At 29.6% G+C, this 19,299-nt stretch carries 18 protein-coding genes and 1 riboswitch; of the genes, 3 read left to right on the plus strand and 15 right to left on the minus strand.

The annotated features are described in order from the left end of the window. Positions 1-196: 196 nt before the first annotated feature. Positions 197-976 (plus strand): ABC transporter ATP-binding protein, encoded by a 780-nt coding sequence (locus tag FYJ27_RS00495; RefSeq protein ID WP_154481476.1) that lies wholly within the window; start codon positions 197-199, stop codon positions 974-976. Then, positions 969-1,772 carry an ABC transporter permease gene (locus FYJ27_RS00500; RefSeq protein ID WP_154481479.1) on the plus strand — a complete coding sequence of 268 codons (804 nt, stop codon included), beginning with the start codon at positions 969-971 and terminating at the stop codon, positions 1,770-1,772. The genes FYJ27_RS00495 and FYJ27_RS00500 overlap by 8 nt, the downstream gene beginning before the upstream one ends. 30 nt (positions 1,773-1,802) lie before the next feature. Here FYJ27_RS00500 and map read toward each other — a convergent pair whose 3' ends face one another. The 10 genes from map to FYJ27_RS00550 form a co-directional block, all read right to left on the minus strand. After that, on the minus strand, positions 1,803-2,549 hold the full coding sequence (gene map, locus FYJ27_RS00505; RefSeq protein ID WP_154481482.1) for a type I methionyl aminopeptidase: 747 nt from the start codon (positions 2,547-2,549) through the stop codon (positions 1,803-1,805). Positions 2,550-2,596: 47 nt separating this feature from the next. Further along, positions 2,597-3,556, minus strand: coding sequence for a tetratricopeptide repeat protein (locus FYJ27_RS00510; protein ID WP_154481485.1), 960 nt, complete (start codon positions 3,554-3,556; stop codon positions 2,597-2,599). Positions 3,557-3,767: 211 nt separating this feature from the next. Beyond that, positions 3,768-4,241, minus strand: a complete 474-nt coding sequence (gene ribH, locus FYJ27_RS00515; RefSeq protein ID WP_154481488.1) for a 6,7-dimethyl-8-ribityllumazine synthase — start codon at positions 4,239-4,241, stop codon at positions 3,768-3,770. Between the two features lie 13 nt (positions 4,242-4,254). Beyond that, a complete protein-coding gene (locus tag FYJ27_RS00520; RefSeq protein WP_154481491.1) occupies positions 4,255-5,457 on the minus strand; it encodes a bifunctional 3,4-dihydroxy-2-butanone-4-phosphate synthase/GTP cyclohydrolase II in 1,203 nt (400 codons plus the stop codon). 12 nt (positions 5,458-5,469) lie between these two features. After that, positions 5,470-6,120 (minus strand): riboflavin synthase, encoded by a 651-nt coding sequence (locus FYJ27_RS00525; RefSeq protein ID WP_154481494.1) that lies wholly within the window; start codon positions 6,118-6,120, stop codon positions 5,470-5,472. A 14-nt stretch (positions 6,121-6,134) separates the two neighbouring features. Then, on the minus strand, positions 6,135-7,232 hold the full coding sequence (gene ribD, locus FYJ27_RS00530) for a bifunctional diaminohydroxyphosphoribosylaminopyrimidine deaminase/5-amino-6-(5-phosphoribosylamino)uracil reductase RibD (protein WP_226808138.1): 1,098 nt from the start codon (positions 7,230-7,232) through the stop codon (positions 6,135-6,137). A gap of 87 nt (positions 7,233-7,319) precedes the next feature. Then, a riboswitch (FMN riboswitch) is annotated at positions 7,320-7,433 on the minus strand. Positions 7,434-7,573: 140 nt separating this feature from the next. After that, positions 7,574-9,685 (minus strand): heavy metal translocating P-type ATPase, encoded by a 2,112-nt coding sequence (locus tag FYJ27_RS00535; RefSeq protein ID WP_326831015.1) that lies wholly within the window; start codon positions 9,683-9,685, stop codon positions 7,574-7,576. Positions 9,686-9,829: 144 nt separating this feature from the next. Further along, positions 9,830-10,642, minus strand: a complete 813-nt coding sequence (locus FYJ27_RS00540) for a nitroreductase family protein (protein ID WP_154481500.1) — start codon at positions 10,640-10,642, stop codon at positions 9,830-9,832. A 65-nt stretch (positions 10,643-10,707) separates the two neighbouring features. After that, the gene (locus FYJ27_RS00545) at positions 10,708-11,271 is read right to left on the minus strand and encodes a phosphatase PAP2 family protein (RefSeq protein ID WP_154481503.1); all 564 of its coding nucleotides are present in this window, start codon (positions 11,269-11,271) and stop codon (positions 10,708-10,710) included. Between the two features lie 166 nt (positions 11,272-11,437). Next, positions 11,438-11,911: a DUF134 domain-containing protein gene (locus tag FYJ27_RS00550; protein WP_154481506.1), complete on the minus strand. Its 474-nt coding sequence runs from the start codon at positions 11,909-11,911 to the stop codon at positions 11,438-11,440. 152 nt (positions 11,912-12,063) lie between these two features. Here FYJ27_RS00550 and FYJ27_RS00555 point away from each other — a divergent pair, with 152 nt between their 5' ends. After that, positions 12,064-13,965, plus strand: coding sequence for an ATP-dependent helicase (locus tag FYJ27_RS00555; RefSeq protein ID WP_154481509.1), 1,902 nt, complete (start codon positions 12,064-12,066; stop codon positions 13,963-13,965). A gap of 38 nt (positions 13,966-14,003) precedes the next feature. Here the strand turns inward: FYJ27_RS00555 and FYJ27_RS00560 are convergent, their stop codons facing one another. Genes FYJ27_RS00560 through prdC form a run of 5 tightly spaced genes read right to left on the minus strand, consistent with a single transcriptional unit; the run spans position 14,004 to position 19,193 of the window. Beyond that, positions 14,004-15,017: a proline racemase family protein gene (locus FYJ27_RS00560; RefSeq protein WP_154481512.1), complete on the minus strand. Its 1,014-nt coding sequence runs from the start codon at positions 15,015-15,017 to the stop codon at positions 14,004-14,006. Between the two features lie 16 nt (positions 15,018-15,033). Beyond that, a complete protein-coding gene (gene prdB, locus FYJ27_RS12850) occupies positions 15,034-15,765 on the minus strand; it encodes a D-proline reductase (dithiol) protein PrdB (RefSeq protein ID WP_369880989.1) in 732 nt (243 codons plus the stop codon). Between the two features lie 7 nt (positions 15,766-15,772). Then, positions 15,773-16,045, minus strand: a complete 273-nt coding sequence (locus FYJ27_RS00570; RefSeq protein WP_154481518.1) for a CBO2463/CBO2479 domain-containing protein — start codon at positions 16,043-16,045, stop codon at positions 15,773-15,775. After that, on the minus strand, positions 16,045-17,901 hold the full coding sequence (gene prdA / locus FYJ27_RS00575; protein ID WP_154481521.1) for a D-proline reductase (dithiol) proprotein PrdA: 1,857 nt from the start codon (positions 17,899-17,901) through the stop codon (positions 16,045-16,047). The genes FYJ27_RS00570 and prdA overlap by 1 nt, the downstream gene beginning before the upstream one ends. An 11-nt stretch (positions 17,902-17,912) precedes the next feature. Further along, entirely contained in the window at positions 17,913-19,193 is a 1,281-nt protein-coding gene (gene prdC, locus FYJ27_RS00580) for a proline reductase-associated electron transfer protein PrdC (RefSeq protein WP_195839047.1), read from the minus strand. Between the last annotated feature and the right edge of the window lie 106 nt (positions 19,194-19,299).

Here is a 19,299-nt window from a genome sequence, read left to right on the forward strand (position 1 = left end):
GTTTGTATTATTATTATACAGCATAGTTAGGTGTTTGTCATCTACACAATTCATTTATAAATAAGTTTTAAATTATTAACATCTTTCTCCATTCAATTAGTTCATAGACAAAGCTTTTTAGGATAAAACTCGTAACATAAAACTTAGCCTTTGAATATGATGAAGTATAACATGGTTCGTTAAAGGGGGTACATCTATGGAAAGAAAAAGTATTGTAGAAATTAAAGACATTAGTATGACCTATCATACCCTTGATGGAGAGACAGAAGCAATAAAAGATATAAACCTTAATATAGATAAAGGTGAAATAGTATCTCTTGTAGGCCCTAGTGGATGTGGAAAATCCACTCTATTGTCAATTATTGCTGGGCTTATTGAACCTTCAAAGGGGAAAGTATTAATCAAAGGCAAAGAAGTTAAAGGTCCTACAAAAGAAATAGGATATATGTTTCAAAGAGATCATCTCTTTGAATGGAGAACAATAATAGAAAATGTTCTGATAGGTTTAGAAATTCAAGGAAAAGTAAATGAAGAAAACTATAAATATGCAGAAAAACTACTCGACATATATGGTCTTAGTGATTTCAAGGAAAAATTTCCCAGACAATTATCTGGAGGTATGAGACAAAGAGCTGCTTTAATTAGAACTTTAGTTGTAAAACCAGATTTACTTTTATTAGACGAGCCTTTTTCTGCATTAGATTATCAAACAAGGCTGGCTATTGCAGATGAAATAGGAATCATCTTGAAAAAAGAGGAAAAAACTGCCCTTATGGTTACTCATGATATAGCAGAAGCAATTTCCATGGCAGATAGGGTGGTAGTCCTGTCAAAAAGACCTGCCACAATAAAAGATATAATACCTATAAACTTAAGTTGTCCAGGCGAAGTTCGAACCCCTATGAAATGTAGAGAAGCTCCAGAATTTAGACATTATTTTAATCAAATATGGAAGGAGCTAGATATTCATGTATAATAAAGTTTCGGAAGAACAAGAAAAATATATAAGAAAGATAAAAAGAAGAAAGAAAAATATTACCATTACACAAATATTAATCTTAGTAGTATGGTTATTTTTATGGGAGGTAGCTGCTAAGTTAGGATGGATAGACACATTTTTGACTAGCTCCCCATCTGAAGTATGGAAACTATTTATTGAATATACTAAAAACGGAAACCTATTTTATCATGTAGGTATATCTGTAACGGAAACTATAATAGGTTTCTTAATTGGAACAATTTTAGGGGTTTTAGTTGCTATAATGCTTTGGTGGTCAGACTTTATAGCAAAAGTGTTGGATCCTTATCTTGTAGTTTTAAATAGTTTACCTAAAACTGCCCTTGCTCCTATAATTATTATATGGGTAGGTGCAGGATATTCAGGTATAATTGTTACAGCTATTACAGTATCTATAGTAGTTACCATAATGAATGTATATAGTGGATTTAGAAATGTAGATGAAGACAAAATAAAACTTTTAGAAACTTTTGGAGCTACAAAATTCCAAGTTTTAAAAAAGGTAGTGCTTCCATCAAGTTTTCCTACAATAATAAGTACTTTAAAAGTAAATATAGGATTATCATGGGTTGGAGTTATTGTAGGAGAATTTTTAGTTTCTAAAGCTGGTATTGGTTATTTAATAGTTTATGGCGGCCAAGTATTTAAACTGGATTTAGTAATGATGAGTGTATTTATATTAGCAATAATATCTGCTGTAATGTACCAACTTATAGCTTTTGTGGAAAAAAAGCTAACTAAATGGCAACAATAAAGGTAGTGGAAATAATCCACTACCTTTATTTTATTGCTCTGTAATTATTATTGGACCATCTTTTGTTATAGCCAGTGTGTGCTCATATTGAGCTGATAATTTTCCATCTAATGTTCTTGCTGTCCATTGATTATCATCTATTTTACAACCATAAGTTCCTATATTAACCATAGGCTCAATAGTTAAAACCATTCCTTCCATAAGTCTTAATCCTCTTCCTGGACGTCCAAAATGGGGTACCTGTGGATCTTCGTGCATATCTTTACCTATTCCGTGTCCAACAAAATCTCTTACAACAGAAAAGCCTTCAGATTCTACATAAGTTTGAATAGCATGAGATATATCACCTATTCTATTACCTACTACAGCTTTTTCTATTCCTATATAAAGAGCTTTTTTAGTTACATCTAATAGTTTTTTTGCTTCATCTGAAATATTTCCTACTGCGTAAGACCAAGCTGAATCTGCAAGCCACCCATCTAAATTTACTACCATATCTACAGTTACAATATCTCCATCTTTTAATAACTCTTTTCTTGGAAAACCATGACATATTTCATCATTTACAGATGCACAAATAGCATAAGGATATCCTTGATATCCCTTTTGTTCTGGTATAGCATTACGTTTTTTTAGAAACGCTTCTACAAATTGGTCTATTTCTAAAGTCGAGATTCCTGGTTTAATAATTTTTGCAATTTCTTTATGACAATCTGATAATATTTTACCTGCTTGTTGCATTTTTTCAATTTCTTCCCTAGTCTTTATTATCACCATATTATTCATACTCCTTTTCATATTATTACTTTATATATAACAAAAAACTATTTTTCTTTCAAATTATTCTTTTTATACCTACTTATAATTTCAATAAATCTTTCATCATTATATAAATTCTTTAAATCTTCATCTACTTTCATTGTTTCTATAAACTCTGGAGAAAGAACTATAACCTTTCTCAAGTCCATTATAGCTTTATCATTTTCATTAAGTTTTGCATGACAACACGCTCTATTATAATACAGGTATTCTGCATAAGGATTATATTCTATTCCTTCCGTCAAAACTTGTATAGCTTTCTTTATTTTCCCTTGTTCTATATATATAACAGATTTATTAAGAAATGAATATGGATAATTTTTATTTAATGCTATTGACTTATTATAATATTCTATAGCACTTTTCAATTTATTTAATTTTTTATAAATAACTCCCATATTAAACAAAGCTTTATAATAGCTAGAATTTATTTCAATACTCTTTTTAACCATTTCATAGGCTTTATTATAATCCTTCATTTCTTCGTAAATAGAACCTAAATTATTATAAGCAATATGATCATTTGGTTTTAATTCAATGACCTCTTTATAATATTTTATAGCTTCTTCTTTTTTTCCTATTTCATCATATATATTAGCTATATAAAAAAAAGCTCTATCATATTTAGGATTTATCTCTATAGCCTTAAAATAATATTCTAAAGCTTTTTCACTATTACCTAATCTTTCATAAATTGTAGCTATTCCATAAAATGCTCCAGATTCTTCTGGATTTAATTTTACAATTTCTTTATAAGCCTTAAGTGCTTCTGTAAGTTTATCCATTTCATCATATATAAAAGCTATATTATATAATATTTCTAAATCTTCTTCTGCTTCTCCAGGAAAATTTAGTGCTTTGAAATAAAATTTTACTGCTTTCTCTTTATAATCATCTAAATAAAAATTTTCTGCTAGTATTATGTAATTATATCTTCGGTCAAAATTGGTTAAATGACTCTTCATTAATTTGCACCTCTTAATATTTATTGTCTATTTATAGTTTATCATATTTTTTAGGTTTATTATTAATAATTATATTTTGTGAAAATTGGGATAAGTACTTTTTTGAAAAAAATTAAACAGCTTCAGCCCGATGAAATATCGAGCCTTAGCTGTTTAAGGTTATTTTCATTATTTCCACTGTCTAATTGACAGGATGCAGTTCACATCACTATTATCTTTTTAGTTCAATAGTTTTTATAAGATTAGCCATTTCTATAGCTGAAACCGCTGCTTCAAATCCTTTATTTCCTGCTTTTGTGCCTGCCCTTTCTATAGCTTGTTCAATATTATCAGTTGTAAGTATTCCAAATATTACTGGTATTTCTGTATCTAATGACGCTTTTGCTACACCTTTAGAAACTTCATTTGCTACACATTCAAAGTGATAAGTAGCTCCCCTTATTACAGCTCCAAGACAAATAATGGCATCATATTTTTTTGATGCGGCTAATTTTTTTGCTATTAGTGGTATTTCAAAAGAACCTGGAACCCAAAATATTGATATGTCTTCTGATTCCACCCCATGCCTTTTTAACCCATCTATAGCACCATCTAATAGTTTTGATCCAATAAATTCATTAAATCGTCCTATAACTATACCTATTTTTAATTCTTCTCCAATTAAATTTCCTTCATATATATTCATTAATTTACCCTCCTTAATTCACACTAATAATATGGCCAAGTTTTTCTTTTTTTGTCTTTAAATATTTATAGTCTTCTTCTGTAGCTTCAATTTCAATTGGTACTCTTTCTACAATTTCAAGATCATATCCTGAAAGACCAGATATTTTCCTAGGATTATTTGTCATAAGCCTTATCTTCTTAAGTCCAATATGTGATAATATCTGTGCTCCGATCCCATAATCCCTCATATCATCTTCATATCCTAAAGCCAGATTTGCTTCTACAGTATCCATCCCATTGTCTTGAAGGGAATAAGCTTTAATTTTATTTAAAAGACCAATCCCTCTACCTTCTTGCCTCATATATAAAATTACACCTTTTCCCTCTTTATTTATTTTGTCCATTGCTAAATGGAGTTGTTCACCACAATCACATCTACTAGAACAAAACACATCACCAGTTAAACATTCAGAATGAACCCTTACTAACGTAGGCTCTCCGTCAGTAACATCACCTTTAATCAAAGCCACATGTTGCTTGCCATTTAATAAATCTTCATATCCTACTATTTTAAAATCTCCATATTTTGTTGGTAAATTAGCTATTCCTTCTCTAGAAATTAATATTTCAGTTCTTCTTCTATAAGCTATGAGATCTGCTATAGTTATTATTTTAAAACCAAATTTACTAGCATATTTTATTAAATCATTGGTTCTAGCCATAGTTCCATCTTCGTTCATAATTTCACATATAACGCCAGCTGGGAAAAGTCCTGCAAGTTTTGCTAAATCTACAGCTGCTTCAGTATGACCTGCTCTTTTTAGTACTCCTCCTTTTCTTGACTTTAAGGGAAAAATATGTCCTGGCCTTCTAAAGTCTTCTGCTTTAGAGTCTTTATCTAATATTTTTCTTATAGTTAGTGCTCTATCTCCTGCTGAAATACCTGTTGAGGTATCTTTGTAATCTACAGAAACAGTAAAAGCAGTTTCATGATTATCTGTATTATTAGCTACCATTTGATTAATATTAAGTTCTTCTAGCCTTTCTCCTTCAACAGGCATACAAACCAATCCTCTTGCATATTTAGTCATGAAATTTATTTTTTCTGTAGTCACTTTCTCTGCTGCAATAATTAAATCCCCTTCATTTTCCCTATCTTCATCATCTAAAACTACTACAAAATTGCCCTTTTTCATCTCTTCTATAGCTTCTTCAATAGTACTAAACTCACCCATTTTTTAGCCTCCTTATGCATATCCATATTTTTTAAGTGTATCTAAGCTTATACTTGAATTTATTTTAGATTTTTCATCTTTATTTAATAGCTTTTCAATATATTTTCCTATCTGATCACATTCAATATTTACAATATCTCCTGGTTTCTTTTTTAGAAGAATAGTTTCTAATTGAGTGTGAGGAACTATGGAAACTTTAAAATTATTATCATCCACATATGCTACTGTTAAGCTTACTCCATCTAATGCTATGGAGCCTTTATATATTATATATTTCATAATATCCTCGCTAGCCTCTACAGTTATCCATATTGAATCTCCATCATTTTCTAATCCTTTTATAGTACCTGTAACATCTATATGACCACTAACTATATGGCCTCCCAGTCTATCTCCTACCTTCAACGCTCTCTCTAAATTCACATTATTGCCAATTTTCAAAGTATTGAGATTGGTTTTAGAGATTGTTTCATTCATAATATCTGCTTCAAAGTAATCTGAATTATAACTTTTTACAGTTAAACATACTCCATTGACAGCTATACTATCCCCTAGTGAAATATCTTCTAAAATTTTGTTACAACTTATTCTTAAAACAGTTATTTTTTTAGATTTAGTTATATTTAAAACCATTCCTACTTCTTCAATAATTCCTGTAAACAATAACTCACCTCCAATTATAAATATCCTTCTATTACTACATCTTCTCCCAATTTAAATGTGTTAATATTTTTTAATTGTGGTGTATTCTTTAACAGTCCTACCCCCTTCCCTTCAACTGGAGTCTTTGAGCTAACTCCTCCAATTAGCTTTGGTGCAATAAAAAATATTACTTTATCTACTAACCCTTCCTTTAAAAAAGAAAAATTTACTTCTCCTCCACCTTCTATTAAAAGACTATCTATTTTTCTTTTTCCTAGTTCATTCATTAAAAAGTTTAGATCTACTTTTCCTTGCTTTAATGGTGAAATAATAACTTCTGCTCCTATACTTCTAATTTTCTTTATATTTTCTTTCCTTGCATCCTCTGTTACAACTACTATAGTCTCCGCAATATCCAAAGTATTTAACACATTTGATTCAATTGGTATTCTTCCATGACTATCTAAGATAATTCTTATAGGACTTTTACATTTTTCATTTTTAATTCTTGTATTTAAAGTTGGATTATCTTTTAACACTGTGTTTATACCAACTGTTATACCAGATACCCTATGTCTCAATTTATGAGAATACATTCTTGAATCAATATTGGTTATCCATTTAGAGTCTCCAGTATAAGTAGCTATTTTTCCATCTAGACTCATACCAGCCTTTAAAATACAAAAAGGTCTATTGTTTTTTATATATTTTATAAAAATCTCATTAATTTTTTCTGCTTTTTCTTTCTTAACCCCTACCTTTACATCTATACCATTTTCTAAAAGCAGATTTATTCCCCTTCCTGATACTAATGGATTTGGATCTTCCATAGCTATAACTACTCTTTTAATTCCTCTTTTAATAATTTCATTTACACAGGGAGGAGTTTTTCCATGGTGAGAACAAGGTTCCAATGTAATGTACATAGTAGAACCTTCTACGTTTTCCTTTGCACTATTAAATGCATTTATCTCAGCATGCTCCTTTCCATATTGCTTATGATAACCAGCACCAATTATATCTCCATTCTTTACAATTAAAGCTCCTACAAGGGGATTAGGATTTGTAAAACCTATTCCATTTTTTGAAAGCTCCAATGCTTTTTCCATAAAATATTCATCATTAAACTTCACCAAATCACCTCCAAAAAATTAAACTGCCCTGAAAAAATTCAGGGCAGTTTAATAGTATATAAATACATAAATATATACAAAAAATCAGATAACCTTCTTTCATCCAGACTATACTGTCGGCTTCGGAATCTAACCGAATCAGCCTTTCGGCTCGTGGGCTATACCACCGGTAGGGAATTTCACCCTGCCCTGAAGGTTTAAATTTCATATGTAATTTTAATTTATTATAACATTATCTAAAATTAAAAGCAAACATTTTCATTGTTTTTTATATAACTATTTACTATTCAACTAATAATTAAACAGCCATCCCCTAGTCAAAATAAAGGATGGCTGTTTAATTATTCTTCAACATTAAGAGCTCTCATAGAGTTTAAAATAGCAATTATAGAAACTCCAACATCGGCAAATACTGCTTCCCACATTGTAGCTACTCCAAATGCTCCTAATATTAGTACTATTAATTTAACTCCTAAAGCAAATATTATATTCTGTGTAACTATTTTTTTTGTTCTTTTAGATATTTTAATTCCTGTAGATATCTTCTTAGGCTCGTCTGTCATTATAACTATGTCTGCTGCTTCTATAGCTGCATCTGAACCTAAACCTCCCATAGCAATTCCTACATCTGCTCTAGCCAAAACTGGTGCGTCATTTACTCCATCTCCAACAAAAGCAACTTTACCTTCTTTACCTTTTTCATTCATTATTTTTTCCAATATACTTACCTTGTCTTGAGGAAGAAGTTCTCCATATACTCCATCAATTCCTAAAGATTTTCCAACCTCATTTGCCACCAATTTATTATCTCCTGAAAGCATAATAGTTTCTTTAATTCCTAATTCTTTAAACTGACTTATAGTTTCCTTTGCATCTTCTTTTATTTCATCAGATATTATTATATTTCCTATATACTTATTATTTTTGCTTACATAAACAATAGTTCCAAAACTTTTTTTATCTTCAACAAAGATACCTTCATCCTCAAATAATCTTCTATTCCCTACTATTATTTCATCTCCATTTATTTCTGCTTTTATCCCTTTGCCAGATATTTCTCTATAACTCTCTATGATTTTATTATCAATATCTTTTCCATAAGCCTCAATTATAGACTTTCCTATTGGATGGTTTGAAAAAGCTTCTCCAAAAGCTGCATATTCTAAAACCTCATCTTCTGTAAAATCTTCTACTGCTTCTATTTCTGTAACTTTAAATACTCCCTTTGTTAATGTGCCAGTTTTATCCATAACTATGGTATCTACCTGATTTAACGCGTCTAAATAATTTCCACCTTTTATGAGTATTCCAGTTTTTGAAGCTCCACCAATTCCTCCAAAAAAACCTAGTGGTATTGATATAACTAATGCACATGGACAAGATATTACTAAAAATATTAGTGCTCTATATATCCAATCACTTAAGTTTAAGTTAAATAAAAGTGGTGGAATAAATGCTATAACCAATGCACTTATCACTACTACTGGAGTATAATATCTTGCAAATACAGTAATAAAATTCTCAGTTGGGGCCTTTTTACTAGAAGCATTTTCAACTAAATCTAATATTTTAGATACTGTTGATTCCCCAAACTCTTTTGAAACCTCTATAGTTAATAGGCCTTGATTGTTTACAAATCCGCTTAATACGCTTTCTCCACTCCCTACACTTCTAGGAACATTTTCTCCAGTTATATTAGAAGTATCTACAGTAGAATTTCCTTCTATAACTATACCGTCTAAAGGTATTTTTTCTCCTGGTTTTACAACTATATAATCTCCTACTTTTACTTCAGCAGGTTCTACTTTTCTTATATTTTTTCCTTCTTTAAGATTTGCATAATCAGGTCTTATATCTAATAAAGCTTTTATAGATTTTCTAGAATGACCAACTGCCATATCCTGAAATAATTCTCCTATTTGATAAAAAAGCATTACAGCAACACCTTCTGGATATTCTCCAATTGCAAAAGCACCTATAGTAGCTAATGCCATTAGAAAATTTTCATCAAAAATCTGACCTTTAGATATATTCCTTGCAGCTCTTAATAGTATTTCTCCTCCAACAACTATATAACTTACAAAGAAGAAAGCAAATCTAGAACTTCCTTCTAATTTTAATATTATAGGTATTAAGTATAAAATTACAGCTATTATTATTTTAGCTACTTGGCTTTTTTCAATATTGCCATGGCTGTGGTCATGTTCATGACTATGACTTAAGGATTCTTTTTCAATAACCCTTACATGTGGTTCAAGTTCATTTACAATAGTTTTTATCTCATTAGAGATTTTATCTGAATCATTATCTGCTTCTATCTGGACTTTTAATTTTTTTGATACAAAGTCCAGAGTGGCATTGTCTACACCATTTATATCATTCGCCTTTTTTTCAATTTTATTAGCACAATTTGCACAATTTAATCCTTCTAATATAAATTCTTTTTTAGCCACTAGAGATATCCCCCTTTGCCAACTATTAAACATATGAACAATTGCTCATATGTTTAAATATATTATACTTCTAATATAAAAAATTGTCAACATATCTAAAAAAAATAATCTCTAGTCTTTCGACTAGAGATTATTTAAATTATATTATATATTAAATTCACCTATGTAATTGTAGGTTATCCCGTTTACTTCTACATCTTTATCATTTAATAACTGCCACTTACCAGTTATTCCAATAGCACTAGCCATATTTTCAAAATAATACATAATAATACCTGCGTCTATAAAACTAAATTTATCTTCATCTTTCATTAAAATTAAAACTATCTTATTATCTTTTAATATGAATCTCCAAGGTTGGTTATTATAACTTGATGGAGCAAATCTAGTATAATAAAATAAATCACTTAAACCTCTGCTCTCTAATTCATCAGCAGCTATATTCTTTCCAATTTCACCTTTAAAAACAATATCTTCTATAGATAGTCTACAACTATCTGGCTCTTGAATGAAAGGATTTTTAGGTACTGGATTTCCTATAGCTAAGATATAGTCTATATTTCCTTCCAAATTGTCATATAATTCTTTCTTGGTTTCTTCATCCACACTTTCTATACTTATCCAGCAAGTTCCTAGACCATATTCTGTTACCTTAGTTATAAGTTTTTCCATAGCATAAGATCCTTTAATTATAGCATCTCTAGAATCATTTAAAATTTCTAATCCAATATAATGAGGGCTTTTTATCATCACTCCTGCATATCCACCTTTTCCTTTAAGAAGCTCATATACTTTATCCCCATTTTTAAGTAATAAAAACTTAAAGCTTTTATCTCCTATCTCCTTTTCTATATCTTCTCCATACTCCATAATTTTTTCTAATGTTTCTTTACTTACATCTTTGTCTTTGTATTCTCTTGTAGATTTTCTGTCTCTTAAAAAATTACTCATAAGCATTTAACATCATCCTTTCCCTATTGTCTCTCTATTATATATACCACTTTAAAATGTGTCTAATCTATTTATATTAATTGAAAATAAATTAATATTTCTTTAATATACATTGATAATTTAAAATGAACAAATAATGCTGGAATTGTACCAATTATTATTCCTGCTACTACATCCGTAGGATAATGCACTCCTAAATACATTCTAGAAATCCCAACAGTAGCCGCTAATAATAGTGCTGGAACGACCAAATAAGGATAGTTTAAATATAATATAGTAGCAATTGAAAATCCAGCCGTTGTATGTCCAGATGGAAAGGAATAATCTTTAAGAATTATTCCAAAAGTATTTATATTATCAAGAACATTATAAGGTCTCTGTCTACCTAAAGATCTTTTCAATATCTGAACAATTATCTGGCTTATAGAAATAGCCACTGCCCCTTCTACGCCTACAACCCTTAACTTGTCCTTACCAAACAAAATTAGTAAAGCAAATAAAGTTGTACTAAACCAACCACTGCCTAAGTTTGTAATTATATACATAAATCTATCTAAAAAATTAGATTTAATAGTACTATTAAACCAGCTCAGTATTTTTCTATCAAATTTATTTGGTATTTTATTTTTCTTCATGAAATCACCTAGATATATATTTTACTTATTGTAATATTCTATCTTATAGAATATCTCCCATTATATTATTACCCATGTTTTTTTAAAAAACTTTATATTTTAAAATTTTCCATAGAATTATCTAAATGTATATATGGTTATTTACATTTGCTGTATAATAATTGTTTTACTTTTTCCTTGAACACATAGCTTTTCTTTCACTACAATTTTTTTTACATCTTTTTACTTTATTCTTTTCATTACAATAATTTTTCGATGACCCACATTTAGGACATGTATCATCTTCATACTCTATATCTTCCATTCTTTCTTGCCAGCTATTTCCACAGTTTTTACATACAAGTTTGCAAATATGCTGAGTATAATTTCCACCAGATATTTTTATAGCTTTCCCATTTATTAAACTATCTGCAACTTTTCTTTTAGCTTCATTGTAAATTCTTTGAAAAGTTTGCCTGGATATTTCCATATTTTTTGCACATTCTTCTTGTTCAAGATTTTCCAAATCCCTAAGCCTTATAGCTTCTAATTCTTCTATTTTTAAAACATTTTCTCTTATATCCCCTTCTGCTTCAGAAGGAACAAAATATCTAAAATCAGGTAACTTCTCAACTCTTCTCCATTTTACAGGTCTAGCCATAGTATTCCTCCTCAATAAAGACTTCTAGACCTATTATATTTCATTATAGTTTTTTTTCAAATTTTTTGTTCTACATTTTCAAATATTCTTAATATAATAGTTCTTTTCAATCAACATATGATATTATATTATTAAAAACTATAGGTGATATAATGAGTTTTAAATTTAACAAACAACAATTAGAGGCAATTAAACATAAAGATGGTCCTGCCTTAGTGTTAGCTGTACCTGGTGCAGGAAAAACTACAGTTTTAATTTACAGAACCCATAATTTAATAAAAAAACATAATATAAATCCTCTAAAAATACTTTCTATAACTTTCAGTAAAGCTTCTGCAAAAGATATGAAAAATAGATTTAACAATACATTTCCTAATTTTTATAATATACCTGTAAACTTTTCTACTATTCATAGTTTTTCCTATACTATTTTAAAAGAATATGCTTATAGGAATAATTTAAAATATAGTTTAATAGAAAATTTTAAACATCCTCAGCATAAAAATAAATTATTAAGGAAAATTTATCTTGACATAAATGGTGAATATATTACTGAAGAAAAACTAGAAACAGTTATAAATACTATTGGATATATCAAAAATATGATGTTTACTATAGATGACTTTCTTCAAAAATATAAAGTCGATATAAAAAACTTCAAAAAAATTTACACTAAATATGAAAATTATAAGTATAATAATTTTCTTATAGATTTTGATGATATGCTTACATATACATTGAACATTTTAAATAAAGATAAATATTTACTGAACAAATATAGAAATAAATTTGATTATATTCAAGTTGATGAAGGACAAGATACTTCTAAAATACAGATGGAAATAATTAAAACTATTTCTCAACCTAAAAATAATTTATTTATCGTAGCTGATGATGATCAATCTATCTATCGATTTAGAGGAGCTTCTCCTGAAAATATATTGAATTTCAAAGAAATATATCCTCAAGCAAATATATTCTATATGGAACAAAATTTTCGTTCTTCTAATAATATAGTAAATGTCTGTAATAAATTTATAAAGCAAAATACTTTAAGATATAATAAAGAGTTATTTACTGAAAATAAAAATATAAGACCTGTTAAAATTATAAGAAGCGAAACCATAATAGATGAATATGAATATTTAATAGAAATGTTTAAAAAACATGGGGACTTATCAAATTCTGCTATATTATATAGAAATAACATCTCATCTTTAGGACTTATAGAATATTTAGACAGAAATAATATACCCTTTTATATTAGGGATGCTAAAATAAGTTTTGCTAATCATTGGGTAGTAAAAGATATACTAGCATTTTTAAATGTGGCATATGATAATAAAAATATATTTGAATTTGAAAAAATATATTATAAAACTAAAGGATACATATATAAAAAACATATAAATTGGGCAAAAACCCTTAGCTATAATATTCCTATATTCGATAGACTACTGCAATATCCAGATTTAAAAAAAGATTATAAAAAACAAATTAAAGAATTAAAAGTTGATTTTAAAAGGTTATCTAATTTAAAACCCTACGATGCTATTTCTTTTATTGAAAAAGATTTAAAATATGAAAAATATCTTAAAGAAAATTCCATTAAGTTTGGATATACTTATGATTCTTTAAAAACTATTTTGTTTAATCTAAAATTAATAGCTAAAAATACAAATAATATAAAAGAATTTTTAGGACGATTAAAATATTTAGATTATATAACGTATAGATCTAGAAAAGAAAAAAATGGGGTTAGATTGTCTACAATTCATTCAGCAAAAGGTCTTGAGTTTAAAAAAGTCTATATAATAGATCTTATAGAAGGAGATTTTCCTACTTTTAATAGCATTGAAGCCTTTGAAAAAGGCCAGATAAATTTGTTAGAAGAGGAAAGAAGGCTATTTTATGTAGGTATGACTAGAGCTAAAGAAGTTTTAGATTTAATCACCATAGACTATAAAAACGAAAGTAAAGTAAAAGATTCTAGATTTTTAATAGAACTAGAGGACATATTTAAAGATGAATTATATAAGAAATCCAAAAACTAATAGGAAACATTTTAACATTTCCTATTAGCTTTTTATTCTTACCTAGGCAACACAAATCCATATTTAAATGGATCATCTGAATCTATGATTAGTTGGTTAAAACCTGTGATAAAAGCTTTTCCTGTTACCTCAGGAACTACTCCATTAAATTCACCTACTTTTGTCTCTTTTAAAACTTTTCCTGTAAAGGTAGTCCCTGATATACTTTCATATACAAAGGGTTCATTAAGATTAATCTTTCCCTTGGAATAAAGAGCCGCTAATTTAGCACTAGTCCCTGTGCCACAAGGAGAACGGTCAAATTGCCCTCTTCCAAATATAACTACATTTTTTAAATCAGCTTTAGAGTGTGAGGGTCTATCATATATTTCAATTAAATCCACAGTTTTTATATATGGTTTTTCCGGATGATAAATCTCTATACTGTTGTTTATAGCTTTCCTAATTTCTAGACTTAATTTTACAAGCCTATCAATATTTTTCACTTCTAAATCTATACCTAAATCTTTAGCATCTACTAGTACAAAAAAACTTCCTCCAAAAGATATATCAACTTTGATTTTCCCTAAACTAGGTATTTCTACTTCTAAATCTTCTTTAAATAAAAAAGAAGGTACATTAGTTATAGATACAGACTTGGCTTTCTTATTTTCTACATTAACCCTTGCTTTTATAAGACCAGCTGGTGCATCTAAAACAATATCTGTATAGGGTTCTTTTGCTTCTATCATTCCTGTATCAATCAATACAGTTGCTACTCCCATAGAACCATGACAACACATATTTAAATATCCGCCACCATCCATAAATATTACCCCTAGATCTGCTTCTCCTTTTCTTGTAGGTGGAGTAATAATAGCTCCAAACATATCATTATGTCCTCTAGGTTCATGCATCAACATTCTTCTTATATGGTCTAATTTTTTTTCTAAATACTCTTTTTTTTCAGCCATATTTTTCCCTGGTATAGTAGGGATTCCTCCTACTACTACTCTAGTTGGTTCTCCTACTGTATGAGAATCTACAACATTTATACTCTTTATTAACTCCATACTATCACCTCTTATATTAAACTTTTGCTATATATTCATATGGAAGAGGTACTATTTTCCCTGGAGTATCTATTTCTACTAATTGTTTTAAAGTATCTTTAAGAATGTTCTTCTGCATATCTATATTGTTTGGTTCCCCCACATTCGCACCCATAGGTACTATTGGAGCAGTACATCTTGGAGTTCCATTCTGCCTTACTACTGGTGGCAAGGCAGCAATTATAATAGTTGGAATTCCTGCCTCTTCAATCGCTCTCTGCACAATCACGGCAGAGCGGTGACAAGTTCCTCATCCTCCTGTCATTACTACAGCATCTACATCTTCTTCTTTCAATATATAGGCTATTTTAGGACCTGTGATTTCTTTAAATGCCTTTACATTTCCTCCACCACCCATAAATCCTATATGTTTTGGTGCAACTTTCTTTATAAATTCTTCTTCTTCTAGTTCTCTAAGTCTATCTATAGGAAACATACAGTTAATATCTTTATTTACATCAGAATTATCATACCCTCCATGAGAAACCATTAAATCACTATCAGTTGAATCACCTGGAACTATTCTAAAAGAAGTATCCCCAGCAAGATTAAATCTTTCATCTGATTTTAAATGAACTCCTGCTGCTGTAACTAATGCTATAACCATTTCATTCAAAGGTTTATCTACAGGTGTCCAAACTGGTTGGGGAGTTATGGGAACATATATTTCTGATTTCAATCCTTTAATCACAGTAAGAGTCAAATCCATCCCTCCTTTATAATTTGCTTCCTCTATTCATCCTCTTATTTAATTGTCTTTTTCCATAAATATAATTTTCATTTATATTTTCATCTATTACTTCTGGATAGGTCAGTAAAAAGCCTACCTCTTGTCCTTCTTTTAATTCATTTTCACTTATTACCATCCTTTTAGGTAATCTTATCTGCCCCATCCTACCTTTAAAGTCTATAACAACTCCACCATCGCTAACTTCTATAATTATACCTTCATAATATCTTTCAGAAGAAATATATCTTAATTTCCCCATTACTTTTCCTCCAGTTTTAAAGAACCTTCATTTTCCACTAGTTCTATTTTATTTCCTGTGCCTTTTTCAATTAAATCTATATTGTTTAGCTTAACTTCAGAACTATACTTTCTATCAGGAGAAAGTATTTTTTCTCCTGCCATCTCTGCTTTAAGCATATATATAGCTCTTATTGCATCTTCTTTACAGAGACAATTGTTACTCAATATTTCATTTTCAATTCCGTCCTCTGATTTATTATTATCTACCATAGCATTCATATATTTGTTCCCTACTACTAATTGACCTTGAACTGCAGCAAAAGTCATACCCACTACCGATATTCCTCTTCTTCCTATCTCTTCAATATGGCTAGCAAAATCTACATGATTATTTCCAAATCCTTCGGTAGTCACTATAGCTCCATCTATATCCATAGCTTCTACTGTCATTCCTAAAAGTTTAGATACGTAAAATTTTTCTGAATTTGCTTGAGGAGAACCTACAAATATAACTGCAGCTAAATCTAACTCCTCATCCATCATAGCTTCCAATACTAATGGCTCTCTAAAATAATGTCTTGAAGTTTCTTTTGAAGCTGGTCCTATACAGGTTAAGGCATGAATACATCCATCTAGTACTTGAAGTGGTGAAACCACTATTGGAACATTTCCTAAATCTACATTGGCTTTAGCTCCAAGTACTCCTACAGGCTCTTGAGGTAATATATAATTATCATGCATTGCGCCTTGACCCATTATCTCTTTAACTATAACTATTTTTTTCTTATTTGGCCTTCTTTTTTGAACATACTCTTCTGTTTTAATAACTAAATCTTCATTAACTTTCTTTAAGGCCTCCCTTATTTCCTGAGTAATATAATCGGTAACCTTATGAGCTGCCATAGGTCCTGGTCTTTCCATATTTTTGCCTTCTTTAATCATTACATCAGTTTTAATAAATATTTCTCCTTTTTCTGGCGAGCCTGGTCTATTCCACATTATATTTTCTTCCATTATCCCTTCTGAAGAACCAAACTCTCCAATTTGAACACCATTTTCATCAGTACCAGTAACCATCATTACTACTCCATCTATTACCCTTGTTATTCCCTCTCCTAATTCTCCTTCTTCTTTTGTAGCAATAGGTTGGACATCCATAATAGTATTGGAAAATTCATTATATCTATCTGGAGTTATAATATCTAATTTCATATCTACAACAAGTTCTTCCTTAGACATTGCATCTTTACAAATACCTTTCCTAATATATAAAGTTTTACCTTCTATTTTTGTCTCACTGTCAAATTTTACTTCTTCAATTTTAAAATATTTTCTTTTAAGTTTCCTTATTTCTTTATCTTCATATATCTTCGTTGTTTTCTCTTCTTCTCTTTCATTTTCTATTTTATTTACATCTTGTGCTACATCATTATCTTGCATCATATGATTATTTGTTATTGGATAGGGAATCTCTATATTTATGTCTTTTCCTTCTCCTATATGAATCTTAATATTTCCACTATTGTTTACTACCTGTGGTTTATATTGTTTTTTTATTTCCTTAGTCTCTTCTTTAACTTCTTCTATTTCTCCACCTTCTAGTTTTTTATTTTTCTCCATTTTATTTATACCTTCTACTAAATCTTCTGTTAGTGGTGTTAAAGCATCTACTGTTTTTTTTAGCTTAGCTCCTAATACCTCTCCAATTTTTAAACAATTTTCTGGTATATCTAAAAGTCCTGAATCTTCTAAATCTGGTATAATATTAGGGTCTTCTATATTTGAGGGTCCAATTATTGTTCCCTCTTCAAATCTACAACAAGTAATAGCAAAAGAATCTTTATGTTCCATTGCAGTTTCCTCAGTTATAGCCAAAATTATCCCTCCTATCCACGTTTTCTTCTATAGAGTCTATGGCCTGTAGCTCTAAGCACATGGTCTGTACTATGATATAAAGGCACTCCTAACCTAGGGGCCACATTCATCACAGTATCAGTTCAGGTTTCACAAGTCCCAGCTAAAATTACATCAGCTCCATTTTTCTTTAAACCTATTACCTTTTCAGCTTGCCCAGGACAAACCCCTGGTTCTTCACATCTAAATCTTCCACCAATATCTATCATTCTTTTACAATTAGTGGTAGCTGCCACTTCTCCTCCCATTCCTTCCACAATCTCTTTTAACCTATCTATCTGTGCTCCACATTCACATCCAATTAATCCAAATTTTCTCTTATCAGAAGGGAAAGGCATACTCACAAGTATTCCTCCTGTCATTTTTGTGATAGGTGAGTATTCATCTCCAGATTTACCTGTGAAAGGACCTCCTAGTAATATTTCACCGTAGGGCTCTGTATATCCTCCACATTTGTCTATATAATATTTAACTGGCATTCCTATTGGCACATCTAAAAAAACTTTCCCTGCTTCTTCTACTCTACCAGTCACAGTAATATCTTTAGTTATAACTGGCCTTCTATCTTCAATAGCAAGGGCAATATTTTTTAGTGTCTCTACATTTAAAACTACTGTTCTTGCTTCAATAGGTAATTGTCCTGGTTTTAATTTTATACCTAGTATTTCCCTTATAATAACTCTCTCATCCCCTGCTGGATACATATCTGGCAAAAATTTAATCTCAATATTTTTCTCACCCTTTATTGCTTTTCCTAATTCAATTAGAGGTTTTTTATTTTTAGGTTTTATGGCAATATAACCTTTATTAGCATTAGTGATTTCCATTGCGTATTTAAGTCCTCTTATTAAAAGATTTGGATCCTTCACAATTCTTTCCATATTATGATTTAACTCTGGTTCACATTCAGCTGCATTCATAATTACATAACCATCTTCTAATTTTGTATTTAATTTTATATGGGTTGGAAAACCTGCCCCACCTGCTCCTACTATTCCTGCTTCTTCTATAAGCTCTAATAAAGTATTCTTAGGTTCAATTTTTATATAGTTATCTGGCTGATTTTCATAAACTTCTATCCTTACTTCTACATTATTTATTTCAACTACTTTTCCATAAACACTAGAATGTATATTTGCTCCCAATCCATTTGATATTGCAATAAGTTGACCTTTCATTATTTCATCTCCTGTTTTAACTATAGGAGTAGAAATCCCACCAATATGTTGCTTTAAAGGTATTTTTATTTCCAATGTTTCACCCCTTTCTACTAATCTAATATCAATAATTTACATTTTATATAGTAGCAAAATTTATGCCAATAAAAAAACCCTTTAAAACTGCATAAACTTGACGTCT

It is taken from the genome of Anaerosalibacter bizertensis (assembly GCF_009696605.1).
Lineage (GTDB): Bacteria > Bacillota > Clostridia > Tissierellales > Sporanaerobacteraceae > Anaerosalibacter > Anaerosalibacter bizertensis.

Coding starts and splice junctions, on each gene's coding strand:
- FYJ27_RS00495 (WP_154481476.1), top strand. CDS start 197: ATGGAAAGAAAAAGTATTGTAGAAATTAAAGACATTAGTATGACCTAT.
- FYJ27_RS00500 (WP_154481479.1), top strand. CDS start 969: ATGTATAATAAAGTTTCGGAAGAACAAGAAAAATATATAAGAAAGATA.
- map (WP_154481482.1), bottom strand. CDS start 2,549: ATGGTGATAATAAAGACTAGGGAAGAAATTGAAAAAATGCAACAAGCA.
- FYJ27_RS00510 (WP_154481485.1), bottom strand. CDS start 3,556: ATGAAGAGTCATTTAACCAATTTTGACCGAAGATATAATTACATAATA.
- ribH (WP_154481488.1), bottom strand. CDS start 4,241: ATGAATATATATGAAGGAAATTTAATTGGAGAAGAATTAAAAATAGGT.
- FYJ27_RS00520 (WP_154481491.1), bottom strand. CDS start 5,457: ATGGGTGAGTTTAGTACTATTGAAGAAGCTATAGAAGAGATGAAAAAG.
- FYJ27_RS00540 (WP_154481500.1), bottom strand. CDS start 10,642: ATGCTTATGAGTAATTTTTTAAGAGACAGAAAATCTACAAGAGAATAC.
- FYJ27_RS00545 (WP_154481503.1), bottom strand. CDS start 11,271: ATGAAGAAAAATAAAATACCAAATAAATTTGATAGAAAAATACTGAGC.
- FYJ27_RS00550 (WP_154481506.1), bottom strand. CDS start 11,911: ATGGCTAGACCTGTAAAATGGAGAAGAGTTGAGAAGTTACCTGATTTT.
- FYJ27_RS00555 (WP_154481509.1), top strand. CDS start 12,064: ATGAGTTTTAAATTTAACAAACAACAATTAGAGGCAATTAAACATAAA.
- FYJ27_RS00560 (WP_154481512.1), bottom strand. CDS start 15,017: ATGGAGTTAATAAAGAGTATAAATGTTGTAGATTCTCATACAGTAGGA.
- FYJ27_RS00570 (WP_154481518.1), bottom strand. CDS start 16,045: ATGGGGAAATTAAGATATATTTCTTCTGAAAGATATTATGAAGGTATA.